Annotated in this window: 13 protein-coding genes; 5 read left to right on the top strand and 8 right to left on the bottom strand. The window is 71.1% G+C overall.

Annotated features, from left to right (window positions below):
- Positions 1-41 precede the first annotated feature (41 nt).
- Entirely contained in the window at positions 42-602 is a 561-nt protein-coding gene (locus tag AB6A65_RS04605; protein WP_371037183.1) for an HdeD family acid-resistance protein, read from the top strand.
- A gap of 51 nt (positions 603-653) precedes the next feature.
- Here AB6A65_RS04605 and AB6A65_RS04600 read toward each other — a convergent pair whose 3' ends face one another.
- Complete coding sequence (locus tag AB6A65_RS04600) at positions 654-1,046, bottom strand: phage holin family protein (RefSeq protein ID WP_371037182.1); 393 nt, start codon at positions 1,044-1,046, stop codon at positions 654-656.
- 166 nt (positions 1,047-1,212) lie between these two features.
- Here AB6A65_RS04600 and AB6A65_RS04595 point away from each other — a divergent pair, with 166 nt between their 5' ends.
- Complete coding sequence (locus AB6A65_RS04595; protein ID WP_371037181.1) at positions 1,213-2,310, top strand: efflux RND transporter periplasmic adaptor subunit; 1,098 nt, start codon at positions 1,213-1,215, stop codon at positions 2,308-2,310.
- A 1-nt stretch (position 2,311) separates the two neighbouring features.
- Positions 2,312-5,485: an efflux RND transporter permease subunit gene (locus AB6A65_RS04590; protein WP_371037180.1), complete on the top strand. Its 3,174-nt coding sequence runs from the start codon at positions 2,312-2,314 to the stop codon at positions 5,483-5,485.
- Here AB6A65_RS04590 and AB6A65_RS04585 read toward each other — a convergent pair.
- Positions 5,482-6,375, bottom strand: a complete 894-nt coding sequence (locus AB6A65_RS04585) for a dienelactone hydrolase family protein (RefSeq protein WP_371037179.1) — start codon at positions 6,373-6,375, stop codon at positions 5,482-5,484. The two genes, AB6A65_RS04590 and AB6A65_RS04585, sit on opposite strands and share 4 nt — an antisense overlap.
- Positions 6,376-6,443: 68 nt before the next feature.
- Here AB6A65_RS04585 and AB6A65_RS04580 point away from each other — a divergent pair, with 68 nt between their 5' ends.
- Positions 6,444-6,812, top strand: a complete 369-nt coding sequence (locus AB6A65_RS04580; RefSeq protein WP_371037178.1) for a potassium channel family protein — start codon at positions 6,444-6,446, stop codon at positions 6,810-6,812.
- A gap of 55 nt (positions 6,813-6,867) precedes the next feature.
- Complete coding sequence (locus tag AB6A65_RS04575) at positions 6,868-8,544, top strand: alpha/beta hydrolase (protein ID WP_371037177.1); 1,677 nt, start codon at positions 6,868-6,870, stop codon at positions 8,542-8,544.
- A 13-nt stretch (positions 8,545-8,557) separates the two neighbouring features.
- Here the strand turns inward: AB6A65_RS04575 and AB6A65_RS04570 are convergent, their stop codons facing one another.
- The 6 genes from AB6A65_RS04570 to AB6A65_RS04545 form a co-directional block, all read right to left on the bottom strand.
- Entirely contained in the window at positions 8,558-9,958 is a 1,401-nt protein-coding gene (locus AB6A65_RS04570; RefSeq protein ID WP_371037176.1) for an aspartate aminotransferase family protein, read from the bottom strand.
- A gap of 53 nt (positions 9,959-10,011) precedes the next feature.
- Positions 10,012-10,935 (bottom strand): hypothetical protein, encoded by a 924-nt coding sequence (locus AB6A65_RS04565; protein WP_371037175.1) that lies wholly within the window; start codon positions 10,933-10,935, stop codon positions 10,012-10,014.
- On the bottom strand, positions 10,932-11,459 hold the full coding sequence (locus AB6A65_RS04560; protein WP_371037174.1) for a winged helix DNA-binding protein: 528 nt from the start codon (positions 11,457-11,459) through the stop codon (positions 10,932-10,934). Before AB6A65_RS04560 ends, AB6A65_RS04565 begins: the two co-directional genes overlap by 4 nt.
- Positions 11,456-12,760, bottom strand: coding sequence for a TRAP transporter large permease (locus AB6A65_RS04555; RefSeq protein ID WP_371037173.1), 1,305 nt, complete (start codon positions 12,758-12,760; stop codon positions 11,456-11,458). Before AB6A65_RS04555 ends, AB6A65_RS04560 begins: the two co-directional genes overlap by 4 nt.
- Positions 12,760-13,311, bottom strand: a complete 552-nt coding sequence (locus AB6A65_RS04550) for a TRAP transporter small permease (RefSeq protein ID WP_371037172.1) — start codon at positions 13,309-13,311, stop codon at positions 12,760-12,762. Before AB6A65_RS04550 ends, AB6A65_RS04555 begins: the two co-directional genes overlap by 1 nt.
- Positions 13,312-13,378: 67 nt before the next feature.
- Positions 13,379-14,359: a TRAP transporter substrate-binding protein gene (locus AB6A65_RS04545; protein WP_371037171.1), complete on the bottom strand. Its 981-nt coding sequence runs from the start codon at positions 14,357-14,359 to the stop codon at positions 13,379-13,381.
- Positions 14,360-14,435: the final 76 nt, after the last annotated feature.

Raw genomic sequence — 14,435 nt, 5'->3', positions numbered from 1 at the left:
GCGTGCGCCCATATCGCGCATATCCTTGGGAGGAGTGACCCATGACCAACTGGATTCTCTGGCTCATCATCGGGCTGATCGTTCTCGTCGGGGGCATCGCCGCGCTCATGAACCCCTTCGCGGCGACCTTCACGGCAGAGCAGATCGCGGCCTGGGTCTTCATCTTCGGCGGCGTCCTGCAACTCGTCGCGATCTTCCAGGTCGAGGGCTGGGGCCGGCGGATCTGGGCGATCCTGCTCGGCGCCGCGTTCCTCTGGCTCGGGATTTCGCTTCTGACGAACCCGCTCGCAGGCATCCTGTCGCTCACCATCGTGGCGGCGATCATGTTCCTCGTCAGCGGTGTGGCGAAGCTCTTCCTCGCCTTCTCGGCGCGGGGGTCGGGCTATTTCTGGGCGATCCTGCTCTCCGGCGCGATCTCCGTCGTGCTGGCGCTGATGATCTTCTCGAACTTCCCGCAATCCGCGGCCGTGGTGCTGGGCGTGCTGCTCGCGGTGGAACTCATCACCACCGGCGCGACGCTCGTGGCCTTCGCCTTCTTCCTGCGGAACAACAAGGACGCGCTGCTGTCCGGCGACTGGGGCGAGGGCGGCGACGCGACCTGAGCCCGGTCCGCAACCGCGCGCCCGTCCGCGACGGGCCGCGCGACGCGACGCTCAGCCGTCCTGCTGCTTGCGCTCGCGCAGTTGCTTGAAGACGTAGATCGGCAGCAGGATCGTGGCGATCAGGCTTCCGAGCCAGACCAGAAGCGTGGCCGCCAGCCAGTTCGCGATCCCGCCGATCTCCATCCCCGGCATGATCGAGGCGGTGATGAAGAGAACGATGAAGATCGTGACCAGCGCGATGCCCCCCATGAGTTGGGGGAAGTTCTTGAACGTGATCTTGGTGATGAGCGGGCTCAGCACCGCCTGCACGGCCGAGAAGAGCGCCACCGCCACAACGAAGGACAGCGGGTCGATGCGAAACCCGTCCAGCAGCAGCGTCGCGACGAAAAGGCCGACGGCGTTGGCGACGAGGTAGGCCGCGGTGGAAATCAGCAAACGGATCATTGGGTCCTCTCGGCTTTTGGGTGGCCCGATTGGATGACGCTAGCGCAGTTGCGCAGGGCCGTGAACCCTGCGAGGCCGCGATCCGGCACGGCGAGGAGCTTTTTCTTGACGCAAGGGCACCGCTGTCATACGCGGCCGTGACCGCCACGCCCTGACGGAGACCCCGATGTGCCGACGTATCGCCGCGCTCGCCCTTTCCATGATGATCGCGGCGCCGGTCGCGGCACAGCAGTCCGCGCCACCGCCGGCCGTCGTGGTGGCGCCGGCCGCGATGACGGAACTCGCCGAAACCGTGCGATTCAACGGCCGCCTCGACGCGGCGCAGCGGGTGGGGCTCGTGCCGCGCGTCTCGGGCGTGCTGCTCGACGTGGCCTTCGGGCCCGGCGACCGCGTGCAGGACGGGCAACTCCTCTTCCGCATCGAGCCGGACCTCTACCAAACGGCCGTGAGGGAGGCCGAGGGCGCGCTGCTTGCCGCCGAGGCACAGCGCGAGCTCGCCCGCATAGAGCGTGACCGCCAGACCGAGCTCGTGGGGCGGCAGTCGGCGGCGCAGTCGGCGCTCGACAACGCCGAGGCGGCGCTCGGCCGCGCAGAGGGCGACGTGCTGCGCCTCGAGGCGGCGCTGGAGCGCGCGCGCCTCAACCTCTCCTACACCGAGATGCGCGCGCCCTTCTCCGGACGGATCGGATCCTCGGCGATGGATGAAGGGGCGCTCGTCGGCCCCGAGACCGGGCCGCTCGCCACGCTGACGCGGCTCGATCCGATCCATGCCGAGTTCGCGGTGCCGACCGCGACGCTCCGCGACTATCTGGAGCGCGTCGAGGCGGGACAGGCCGCACGCGAGGCCGCCGTGACGCTGGAACTCGCCAATGGCAGCACCTACCCCGAACCGGGCGACATCACCTTCGTCGACAGCGCGGTGAACGCGGGCACCGACAGCGTGACGCTCCGCGCGCGCTTCGCCAATCCCAGGGGCCGGCTTCTCGACGATGAACTCGTGCGGGTGACGCTTTCGGCCACGGCGCCCGAGGGCGTTCTGGCCGTGCCGCAGCAGGCGGTGCAGCGCGACGTTCAGGGCGCCTTCGTCCTCGTCGTGGGCCAGGGCGAGACGGTGGAGCAGCGCCGGGTGGAGGCCGGCCGCACGGCCCAGGGCCTCACGGTGATCGAGGCCGGGCTCGAGCCGGGCGAGCGCGTCGTCACCGAGGGCGTCAACAAGGTGCGCCCGGGCATGGTGGTGGACGCCGCGCCCGCCGGGGACGGCTGAGATGATCGCCGACACCTTCATCCGCCGCCCGCGCCTTGCCGGGGTGATCTCGATCGTCCTGTTCCTCGCCGGGCTCCTCGCCCTTCAGCGGATGCCGGTGGAGCAGTTTCCCGACATCGTGCCGCCGCAGGTGGCGGTGGTCGCGGCCTATCCGGGCGCGGGGGCCGAGGTGGTGGAGCAGACCGTCGCGCAGGTGATCGAGGACCAGGTCATCGGCGTGGACGACATGATCTACATGAAGTCCACGTCCGGCGCGGACGGCAGCTATATCCTCAGCATAAGCTTCGAGGTGGGCACCGATGCCGATCTCGCAACCATCAACGTGCAGAACCGCGTCGCGCTGGCCGAGCCCCTCCTGCCACCCGAGGTGCGCCAGACCGGCGTTCGCGTGGCCAAGAAGTCCTCCTCGCTCCTGATGGGCGTGGCGCTCTACGCGGAGGCCGAGGCCGTCACCGGCGGGGACCTGACGAACTACGCCCGGATCAACCTGCTCGACCGGCTGAAGCGTGTGCCCGGCGTGGGCGATGCCTCGGTCTTCGCGGCCAACCAGTTCGCCATGCGGATCGACCTCGACGTCGATCGCCTCGCCGCGCTGGACCTCACGCCGTCGGACGTGACCGCCGCGCTCAGAAGCCAGAACGTGCAGGCCGCCATCGGCCGCGTCGGCGGCCAGCCCGTGACGGAGGATCCCGGCCTGCAGCTCAACGTTTCGGCGCGCGGCCGGCTGGAAAGCCCCGAGGCGTTCGGCGAGATCATCCTGCGCAGCGGCGCGGACGGAAGCGTCGTGCGCGTGCGCGACGTGGCCGAGGTCACGCTGGGCGAGCGCAGCTCCGACGTGGGCACGAGCTTCAACGGTGTGCCGGCCACGCTCGTCGGCATCTACCTCGCCCCGGGGGCGAACGCCATCGCCGCGGCGGACGGCGTCAAGGCGGCGCTCGAGGATGCCGCGCCGACCCTGCCCCAGGGCATGGGGATCGAGGTGGTCTCGGACACGTCCACCTTCGTCAAGGAAAGCATCACGGAGGTCGAGCACACCCTGGTCGAGGCCTTCGTGCTCGTGGTGCTCGTCGTCTTCGTCTTCCTGGGTTCGCTGCGCGCCACCATCGTGCCGGTCGTCGCCGTGCCCGTGGCGCTCGTGGGCACCTTCGCGGTGATGCTCGCCATGGGCTTCACCATCAACACCGTCTCGCTTCTGGCGCTCGTCCTCGCCATCGGGATCGTGGTGGACGACGCGATCGTGGTGGTGGAGGCGGTGGAGGCCAAGATGGCCGAGAACCCGGGCATGACCCCGGCCGAGGCGGCCTCCGCCGCCATGGGCGAGATCACCGGCGCCATCGTGGCCATCACGCTCGTGCTGCTGTCGGTCTTCGTGCCGGTGGCCTTCATCCCCGGCATCTCGGGCCAGCTCTTCCAGCAGTTCGCGGTGGCGGTTTCCGTCTCGATGGTGATTTCGGCGATCAACGCGCTCACGCTCTCGCCCGCGCTCTGCGCCATCGTTCTGAAGCCGCATCACGGGCCGCGCAAGGGTGTGATGGGCTGGATCTCCAGCCGTATCGACGGCGCGCGGGACGGCTACACGCGCGTCGCGGGCGCGCTCGCGCGGCGCGCGATCCTCGGGGTCGCGCTCCTCGTCCTCGCGGCGGTGGCGACCGGCGGGCTCTTCCGCGCGGTGCCCACCGGCTTCCTGCCCTCCGAGGACCAGGGCTCCTTCATCGTCGAGACGCGCCTGCCCGAGGCGGCGTCCCTCAATCGCACGGTCGCCGCGCAAAGCGGGGTCGAGGAGATGCTGATGGGGCTGCCCGGCGTCGAGAGCGTGACCTCGGTCACCGGTTTCTCGATCCTCGACGGCATCTCGAAATCCAACGCGGCCTTCGCCCTGGTGACGATGCTGCCCTTCGAGGAACGCACCACCGCGGAGACATCGGTCTTCAACGCCATCCGCGAGGCCACGAGGCGCGGCGCGGCGATCCGCGAGGCGCAGGTGATCGCGTTCAACCTGCCGCCCATCGCCGGGCTCGGCAGCGGGGCGGGCTTCGAGTTCCAGCTTCTCGACACACAGGGGCAGAGCGCGGAAGACCTCGCCGCCACGGCCCGCGGGCTCGCCTTCGCCGCCAACCAGGACCCGCGGCTCGCCGGCGTCTACACCACCTTCTCGGCGGACAGCCCGCAGCTCTTCCTCGACATCGACCGCGAGCGGCTCTACGCGCTCGGCGTGCCGCTCTCGGAGGTGTTCGCGGCGCTGCAGCCGACGCTCGGCTCGGCCTACATCAACGACTTCAACCTCTTCGGCCGGTCCTGGCAGGTGCGGATGAGCGCGCGGCCCGAGGACCGCGACGCGGTTTCCGACATCGCGCGAATCCACGTGCGCTCCGCGACCGGCGAGATGGTGCCCGTGGGCGCCTTCGCCGAGGTCGATTACATCGTCGGCCCCATGTCGCTGCAGCGCTACAACAACCAGCGCTCGGCGACGATCAGCGGCAACCCGGCGTCCGACGTCTCCTCGGGCGAGGCGCTCGCCGCGATGGAGGAGGTGGCCCTGGCGTCGATGCCTGCCGGGTACGACTATGAATGGACCGGCACCGCGCTGCAGGAGAAGCAGGCCGCCGGCCAGACCACGGCGATCCTCGCGATGGCGTTGCTTTTCGCCTATCTCTTCCTTGTCGCGCTTTACGAAAGCTGGACGATCCCGGTGCCGGTCCTTCTGTCCGTCACCTTCGGGGTGGCCGGCGCGATTCTGGCGCTCCTGCTCACCGGCTTGCCCTTCAACATCTACGCGCAGATCGGCCTCGTCGTGCTGATCGCGCTCGCCGCGAAGAACGCGATCCTGATCGTGGAGTTCGCCAAGGCGCGGCGCGAGCAGGGCGACAGCATCGTCGACGCCGCGATCGGCGGCGCCCATGCCCGCTTCCGCGCGGTGATGATGACGAGCTTCGCCTTCATCGCGGGCCTGATCCCTCTCGTCACGGCGGAAGGCGCCTCGATGCTGAGCCGCCGCGCGGTGGGCACGGGGGTCGCGGGCGGGATGCTCGCGGCGGCGGTTGTCGGCATCTTCGCGATCCCGGCGCTATACGTCGTGTTCCAGTCGCTCAGGGAACGGGTCAAGGGGCGGGCCGGGGCCGGGCCGGACCTCGTCCATTCCGCCGCCGGGGACGACGACGGCGCGACGAAGACCTAGCGGCCCATGGCGGCGTCGAGGAAGGCGCCGCCGCGGGCGAGCGCGTCCGCGGTCGCCTCCGCGTCGTAGCCGAGCGTGCTGAGCGGCGCCTTCTCCTGCTGGTCGAAGCCGTGGGTGACGCCGGAATAGACGTGCGTTTCCACCGGCAATCCGCGCCGCGCCTCGCGGCGGGCCACGGTCAGGCAGTCCTCCTCGTTGGCGATGGCATCGTTCTTCGCGAGCAGGAACAGCGCCGGGACCTCGCTCCGCCAGCCGCGCCGGCTCGCGCGGCTCAGCTGTCCGCAATAGGGATAGAGCAGGAGCGCCGCCCCGATGCCGTCGAGCGGGTCGGCGGCAAGGCTTTCCGGCCACTCCGTCAGGATGTGCGGCACCTCGCCGTGGTCCGCCATGGAGAGGAACTCCAGGATCGCCCAGCCGCCATGGGAAGCGCCGACGAGCGCGATCCGGTCCCCGTCCACGAAGGGCATGGCGCGCACGTCGTCGATGGCCACCGCGATGTCCCCCGCGCGCTCCGCGCCGTTGAGGAGCTGGCCCGCGCAGATCAGTCGCCAGAGCTGGAACTCGGTGAAGCCCCGCGGCGTGTGGCTGTCCACCACGACCGAGGCCCAGCCGCGCGCCTTGAGCGCCTCCGCCCAGCGCGGAAGATTGTCGCGCGGCCCGTCGCAGCCTGACAGAAGAAGCGCGGTGGGGAACGGCCCTTCGCCCTCGGGGCGTGTCACCGTGTAATGCGGCTTGAGAAGCGCCGACAGCGTCTCCGGCGTGTCGCGCGGAACGGTCAGCCCCGTGTAGCGTCCCACCGTGTTCCCCGCGACCACCACAAGGACCAGGGCCACCGTGCCACCGATCACCATCCACCACATCGCACGCCGCCCCGGCCAGCCGAACCTCATGGCCGGACCTTGCCACAGCACGGCGCCCGCGTCTTGATGAAAGGCGACACGAAAAAACGGGAGGAGACATGGCACGGCAAAGGCCGCTGATATGGCTTGCAGGCGGCGTCGCCGGCGCGTTCGCCGACGCGCGCGTGCGGGCGCTTCTGGCGCTTACCGGGACGCTGATCGCCCTGGCGACGCTGTTCTACCGCTGGGTCGAAGGCTGGGGATGGCTCGACGCGCTCTTCTTCTCGGTGGTAACGATCTCCACCGTGGGCTACGGCGAACTCGTGCCCGCGACCGCGGCGGGGAAGGTCTTCACCATGATCTACATCTTCCTCGGGATCGGGCTCTTCGTGGCGGCGGCCGGCGCGCTTGGCGATCACCTGATTCGGAAATCCCGCGCAGAGACGGGCGAGGCCGCCGATCCGCCCGGGGAGGCGTCGCAGGATTGACACGTCGGGCCGCTACGCCTTCAGTCGGAGGCTGAGACCTGGCGGGAGCGGATCCATGAGCGAGACGGTGGACGCGGGCGAAGCGCCCGACTGGCGACGGCGTCACTGGGTGCCGACGGGCCTCGGCATCCTCTTCGCCGCGATCTTCTTCGTCGCCTCGCTGACGCCCTCGCTCATCCCGCGCGACCCGGTGATGCAGGGTGCGCTCAGCGGTATTTCAGCGGCGGTCGGCTATGGCGTCGGCAGCCTTCTCGTCTGGGTCTGGCGGATCATGCTCCTGCCGCTTCCGGGCCCGTCCGGCGAGCGGGCGGTGCGGAGCCTCCTCGTGCTCGTGGCGCTCGGCCTCTGCGGCTGGGGCCTCTGGAACGCGGCGGAGTGGCAGAACGCCACGCGCGCCGTGATGCAGCTCGAGCCGGTCTCGACGGCGCATCCGATCCTCGTCGGGGGGATCGCCCTCGCGATCTTCCTCGTCCTCTGGGCCGCGGGCAGCGGGTTCATGTTGCTCGCGCGGCGGACGGGCGGAGCGCTCGGCCGCGTCCTGCCGGGGCGCGTCGGGCCCGTGCTCGGCGTGCTGGTGGCCGTCTTCGTCTCCTGGACGGTCGTGAACGGGGTGCTGGTGCGCAAGGGGCTCGCGCTGGCCGACGATGCGTTCGCCGCGGGCGAGCAGGTTTTCGACCCGGCCACGGAGCAGCCCATGGACCCGATGATGACGGGCAGCGCGGCGTCGCTGATCGGCTGGGACGAGCTCGGCAACCGGGGCCGCGACTTCATCTCGCGCACGCCTTCGGCCGAGGAGATCGCGGACTATTGGGGAGAGGATGCCAAGCGCCCCGTGCGCGTCTATGTGGGCCGCGTCTCGGCGGACACCGCGCGGGAGCGCGCGGAACTGGCGCTTGAGGAGCTCATCCGCACCGGCGGCTTCGAGCGCGAGCTTCTGATCATCACGACGCCCGTCGGCACGGGCTGGATGGATCCGGGCGCCCACGACACGATCGACTTCATGTGGGGCGGCGACACCGCGCAGGTCGGCGCGCAGTATTCCTACCTCACCTCGGTGCTCTCGATCCTGACGAACGTCGAATACGGGCTCGACCAGGCGCGGGCCCTCTTCGACGTGATCTACGGCCACTGGCTCACGCTGCCCGAAGGCGAGCGGCCGCATCTCTACATCCACGGGCTGAGCCAGGGCGCGCTCAACAGCCAAGCGGAGTTCCCGCTCTTCGACGTGCTCGACGCGCCGCCCAAGGGCGCGATGTGGGCGGGCTCGCCCTTCGTGAGCCCGCTCTGGAGCTACGTCCGCAGCAACCGCAACCCCGACAGCCCCGCGTGGCGGCCGAGCTTCGGCAACGGCTCCATGATCCGCGTCACCAACCAGGCGAACACGCTGGACAGCGCGCCCGCGCCCTGGGGGCCGATCCGCTTCGTGTTCCTGAGCTACGGCAGCGATCCCATCGTCAACTTCGATTTCGCCACGCTCTGGCGCCGGCCCGCCTGGCTCGAGGAGCCGCGCGCGTCCGACGTCTCCCCCGAGATGCGGTGGTTCCCGCTCGTCACGGCGTTCCAGGTCGGGCTCGACATGACGATCGCGCTTGCGATCGAGGGCTACGGGCATTTCTACGTGGCCGAGGACTACATCGACGCCTGGGCCGCGCTCACCGATCCGCCGGGGTGGAGCGAGGCGCGGGCCGAGGAGCTGAAGGCGATCTTCGAGGCGCGCCCGCCGCCCTGGTGAGCGGGTGCGGGGCTCATGCGCGCTCCAGCCGGTCGAGGGTGCCGCGGATGTCCTCGGGCGTCGTGAGCGGGTTGATCGTGCAGAGCCGGAGCACGCTGCGCCCGCCGAGCGTCGTCGTCGTGACGCAGGCGAACCCCTCCTCCGAGACCGCCCGCGCCCGGCGCTCGTGCTCGGCGCCGTCGGCGCCCCGGAGCGCGAAGCAGGTGATGCCGAGTTCGGCCGGCGTCACCACCTCCCAGCGGTCCGCGCGGGCGCGCAACTCGGCCTCGGCGATCTCTGCAAGGCGCAGCCCGTCCGCCACCGCCGCGCGGAAGCGCGCCGCGCCGTAGGTGCGCAGCGACATCCAGAGCTTGAGCGCGCGGGAGCGGCGGCTGAGTTCGAGGCTGCGATTGCCGAAGTTCACGGCGCCCGTGCCCTGCTGCACGTCGCGCAGGTATTCCGGGCTCATCGCGAAGGCGCGTTCGAGCGCGCCGGGGCGGGTGACGAGGCAGGCGCCCACGTCGTAGGGCTGGAAGAGCCATTTATGCGGGTCGAGCACGAGGGAATCCGCGCGCTCCATCCCCGCGAGCGCGGCGCGGCCCTCGGGCGTGAGCGCGGCAGGCGCGCCGTAGGCGCCGTCCACATGCAGCCAGAGCCCCTCTTGCGCCGCGATGTCGGCGATCTTGTCCAGCGGGTCCGCCGCGCCGGTGTTCGTGGATCCCGCCGTGGCGATCACCATGGCGGGACGCCGGCCCTCGGCGCGGTCCGAGGCGAGGGCGGCGGCCAGCCGCTCAGGGTCCATGCGCCAGCGCGCGTCGGCCGGAAGCGTGCGGATGTCGTCCTCCGCCCAGCCCAGGGCGCGCAGGTCCCGCGGCAGCGAGGCGTGGGTCTGGTCGGTGAGGTAGGCCACGCCCGGCCCCGTTTCCGCGCGCGCCGCCCCGAAGGCCGTGAGATTGGCAAGCGAGCCGCCCGAAAGCAGCACGCCTTCCGTCCGACGCGGCATGCCCAGGAGCTCCGCCAGCCAGTCCACCACCACGAGTTCCACGGTGGCCGGGCCCGATCCCCCGCCCCAGCTTGCCGCGATGGTGTTGAACCCGGTGCCCATCCATTCGCCCAGGATGGCCGCGAAGGAGGCGGGCCCGGGCACGCGCGCGAAATAGCGCGGGTGATCGCCATGCTGCTGATGCGCGAGAGCCACCTCTGCCATGAGGTCGAGCGAGGCGTCGGGGTCCATCGGCGCTTCCGGCAGCGGCCCGCCAAGTGCTGCGCGCAGCTCGTCCGGCGCGCCCGTGCGGATCGCGGGCTCCGCGTTGCGGCGCATGGCCCGATCGACGACCATGTCCACGACCTTGTAGCCGAGCCGGCGCATCTCGTCGGCGTCGAGGCCGAGCGTGTCGGGCGGGACGGCGAAGGGGTCTTCGGCGGGGTCTGTCATCTGAGCGTCCTCCTGGCGCCTTGATCCCCCGGAACGGGCGCGCGTGCAATGGCTCAGCGCCGTCCGAGGAGGCGCGGCAGAACCAGCGGTGTGAGATACATCGGCACCTGGTAGCAGCCCACGAAGAGCATGATCTGCCCCGTGGTCTCGGGCGGCAGCGCGGCAAGGAAGAGCGCGAGATTGCGGCAGGCGGCCGCGATGGCGAGCGCCGCGGCCTCCCCGCGCGGAAGCGCCGCGCCGCCGAGGACGAAAACGCCGCGCGCAAGCCCGAGGTTGAGCGCGAAGGCGAGCGCGAGGTTCCCGGCCAGCGCGGCCGTGGCGCCCAGGATGGCGGGCCCCACCGCCGACATGAGGGCGATCACCACCACCGCCATGGCGATCGCCATGGCCCCGTCGAGCGCGGGTATCGCCTCGGGGCGCGCGAGGGCCGGGATGAGCCGCCGCGCCAGGGCCGCCGCCCCGACCGCGGCGCCGATCACCGCAAGAAGCCGCAGCGCCCCGGCCGCGACAGCGAGCGGATCGGGAAACACCGGGAGAAGCGCGAAGACCGGTGCCGCCGTGAACGGCAGGAGCGCCGTGCCGAGGGCGAGCTGGCGCAGCGCCGCGGCGGGGTCCGCGCCACTCATCACCGCAAGGCCCGGCACGCCGGTGATGGGCGCGGCGGCCAGCACCAGCACCGCGCCGATCGCGGCCGGCCTGTCCAGCCATCCCAGCGCGGCCAGGACGGCCCCGGCGGCGAGCGGCAGGGCCGTCTGCAGCACCAGCGTACGCAGGACCGCCCGCCGCAGCCCCGCCCGCGGGGGCAGCGCCGCCGCCGGCCCGGTGCGCAGCGCGGCGACGAAGAGCGTGGCCGCGATCAGGGGCACGATGGCGGGGATCATCGCCCCGGCGAGGTCCGGCAGGGCGATGCCCGCCGCCAGCCCCGCGAGCAGAAGCCAGCGCCCCTGCCGCCCGGCCCGCGCCAGCAGGCCCGTCAAAGCGTGGTGGCGGCCCGGGCGGCCTGGTCGTAGCTGCCCGAGATCGCGCGCAGGAGCGCGGCGAGCCGCGACATCTCCGCCGGATCGAGGCCCGAGGCGGCGATGCCCTCGACGAGAAGTGCCTCGCGCACCTCGGCGTAGCGCGTGCAGAGCGCCGTGCCCGCCTCGGTGATCCGGACGGTCTTCTCCTTGCCCTCGCGCCCGGTTTCGACGAGCCCGCGCTCGTTCAGCTTGCGCACGGCGTAGGAGACGAGATGCGTGTCCTCCACATGCAGGACGAGGCGGATGTCGGCGAGCGTCTTGGCGCGGTCGCGGTGGTTGACGAGATGCAGGATCAGCACCTCGAGCGGCGCCATGCCGGGCGCGCCGGCCGCCGTCATGCAGCGCGTGATCCAGCGCTGGAAGGCGTGGTTCGCCATGGTCAGGGCGAACTCCACCTCCGAAAGCTCCGGCACCTTCGAGTTGGCCAGGTGGGCCGAGCTCACCACCGGCCCGACCATCGGTCTGTCGCCCGGGCCGGTCATCGCGACAGCATCGTGCCCGGCAGCCAGAGCGCGATCTCGGGGAAGCCCGCGAGGATGGCCACGGCGAGCACCAGAAGCAGGAAGAAGGGCAGCGCGTAGCGCGCCACGGTGAAGATGTCCCGCCCCGTGATCGTCTGGATGACGAAGAGGTTGAAGCCCACGGGCGGGGTGATCTGGCTCATCTCGACGACGAGGACGAGGAAGATGCCGAACCAGATCGGGTCGATCCCCGCGGCCGTCACCATGGGCAGGATGATCGAGACGGTCAGGACCACGATGGAGATGCCGTCGAGGAACATGCCCATGACGATGAAGAACAGGGTGAGGATGGCGAGGAGCGCGAACGGCGAAAGACCCATCTCGCCGATCCAGGCGGCGAGCTGGCGCGGGATGCCCGTGTAGCCCATCGCCACCGTGAGGAAGGCCGCGCCCGCGAGGATGAACGAGATCATGCAGGTCGTGACCGTGGCGGCGCGAAGCGAGTCGCCGAGCCCGGTCAGCGACAAAGCGCCCGTCGCCCAGGAGAGGATCAGCGCGCCGGCTACGCCGATCACGGCGGCCTCCGTGGGGCTTGCGATGCCGGCGTAGATGGACCCGATCACCGCCACGATCAGCCCCACCACGGGCAGGAGGCGGGCGGCGGCGCGCATCGCCTCGCGCCGGTCGGTGGGCGGCTCCTCGGCGGGCATCCGCGCGCGGTTCAGGAGCGACCAGAGCATGATGTAGCCGCCGAAGAGCCCGGCCAGCATCAGCCCCGGCACCACGCCCGCGAGAAAGAGCCGCGCGATGGACTGCTCGGTCGCCGCGCCATAGACGATCAGGATGATAGAGGGCGGGATCAGGAAGCCGAAGGTGCCCGAGCCCGCGAGCGTGCCGATCGCCATCCGGTCGTCGTAGCCGCGCGCCCTGAGTTCGGGCAGCGACATGCGCCCGATGGTGGCGGTGGTCGCGGCCGAGGAGCCCGAGACCGCCGCGAAGAGCGCGCAGCACAGCACGTTGACGTGCAGCAGACGCCCGGGCAGCCGCGCGGTGAAGGGCGCGAGGCCGGAGAACATGTCCGAGGAGAGCCGCGATCGCACCAGGATCTCGCCCATCCAGATGAACATCGGCAGCGCCGTGAGATCCCAGACGGACAGCCCGCCCCAGACCTTGGTGGCGAAGACAAGCTCCGGGGGCGCCGGCGCGGCCGCGACCATGGCGACCAGCCCCACGAGGATGAGCGCGAACCCCACCCAGAGCCCGGCGGCCAGCGCGCCGAAGAGCACCGCCACGAGAAGCGGCGAGAGAAGCGCGATCTCCATCAGCGCGCCTCCTCGGTGCGCAGTTCGGCCGCGTCATGGGCGGGCGTGCCGCCGCGCAGCAGGGTGGCCATCGCATCGAGAAGCGCGACCGTGAAAAGCGCGAGGCCAAGCGTCATCACTGCCTGCGGAATGGCCAGGGGAATGGCGATGACGCCATAGCTGACGGAGTCGAAGCGGAGGCTGTCCAGCGTCTGAAGAAGGCTCGACCAGCTGGCGAAAGCCCCGAGTGCCACGGCGAGCCCGGCCACCGCCGCGCCCAGCCAGCGCGCCGCAGCGGGCGGCAGGGACCGGATCACCAGCTTCACCCGCACATGGCCGCCCGCCTGCAGCGTTCCGGCGAGCCCGAGGAAGACGGCCGCCACGAAGAGGTAGGCGCCGAACTCCGCGAGCGAGGGAATGGTGAAGCCGGGCGGCGGCATTTCCAGCGCGCGCGCCGCGCGGTCGACGAGCCGCCCGAGGATCTGCAGCAGGACGAGCGCCGCGATCAGCGCGAAAGAGAGGGCGGCGAGCCACAGCGCCCCGTCGTAAAGGCGGTCGAGCATCCGGCGCATCCGGCGTCTCCGGCTGAAAGGGGGAAAGGGCGGCGGGGCCGGGATCCCGGCCCCGCCGATAGGCGGATCACATGCCCGACTGGTAGGCCTCGATGACCTTCCGGCCCTCGTCGCCGGCCTCGTCCAGCCATTCGGCCGTCATCGTCTCGCCGACCTCGGCGAGCTCTGCGGCCAGCTCGTCGGAGGGCTGGGAGACCGTCATGCCGTTCTCCTTCAGCGTGGCGATCTTCTCCTCGGTTTCGGCGGCCGACATCTCCCAGCCGCGGCTCTCGGCGGCGGCGGCGGCGTCGAGAAGCGCCGCGCGCTGGTTCTCGGGCAGGGCCTCGAACGCGCGGGTGTTCACGATCACCATGTTCTTGGGCAGCCAGGCCTGCGTGTCGGTGTAATGCGAGGTGAAATCCCACGCCTGGCTCGAGACGCCGGTGGAGGGCGAGGTGATCATCGCGTCGACACGGCCCGTGGCGAAGGCGGTGGGGATGTCGCCGGCCTCCACCTGGGTGGGCACCGCGCCCATGAGTTGCGCCAGCCGCTCGGTCGCGGCGTTGTAGGCGCGGAACGACGCGCCCTCGAGATCCGCGGCGGATGTCAGCGGGTCCTGGCTGTAGAGGCTCTGGCCCGGCCACGGCACCGCGAAGAGCAGCGTGAGGCCCTGCGCCGCGAGCTTCTCCTCGACGAGCGGGCGGGACGCCTCCCAGAGCGCCTCGGCCTCCTCGTAGCTCGAGGCCAGGAACGGGATCGAATCGACCGCGAAGACCGGGTCCTCGTTGGCCAGCCGCGACATCAGCACCTCGCCGATGGGCGCAAGGCCCCGGCGCACCGAGTCCTTGATCTCCGGGTGGGCATAGAGCGAGCCCGCCGAGTGCACGGTGATCTCCACCGCGCCTTCGGTGGCCGCGGCCACGTCCTCGGCGAACTGCGTGATGTTCTGGGTGTGGAACACGCTGTCGCCGTAGGGCGTGGGCATGTCCCAGTTGGCGGCGGCGGCGGGCAACGCGAAGGCCGCGCCCGCGACGGCGCCGGTCAGGCTGCGGAAGGCGAGAAAGGTCATTGCGGTCATCCCTGTCTGGATCGGTTTCTTTTCTGCGCGGGCCCGGCGCGCGGCCGGCCCCGACTGCCATGAAGGT

Origin of the sequence: Rhodosalinus sp. FB01 (genome assembly GCF_041365715.1) — a bacterium.
Lineage (GTDB): Bacteria > Pseudomonadota > Alphaproteobacteria > Rhodobacterales > Rhodobacteraceae > Rhodosalinus.
The sequence above is the reverse complement of the archived record's forward strand: the minus strand, read 5'-3'. Positions and strand labels throughout refer to the sequence as shown.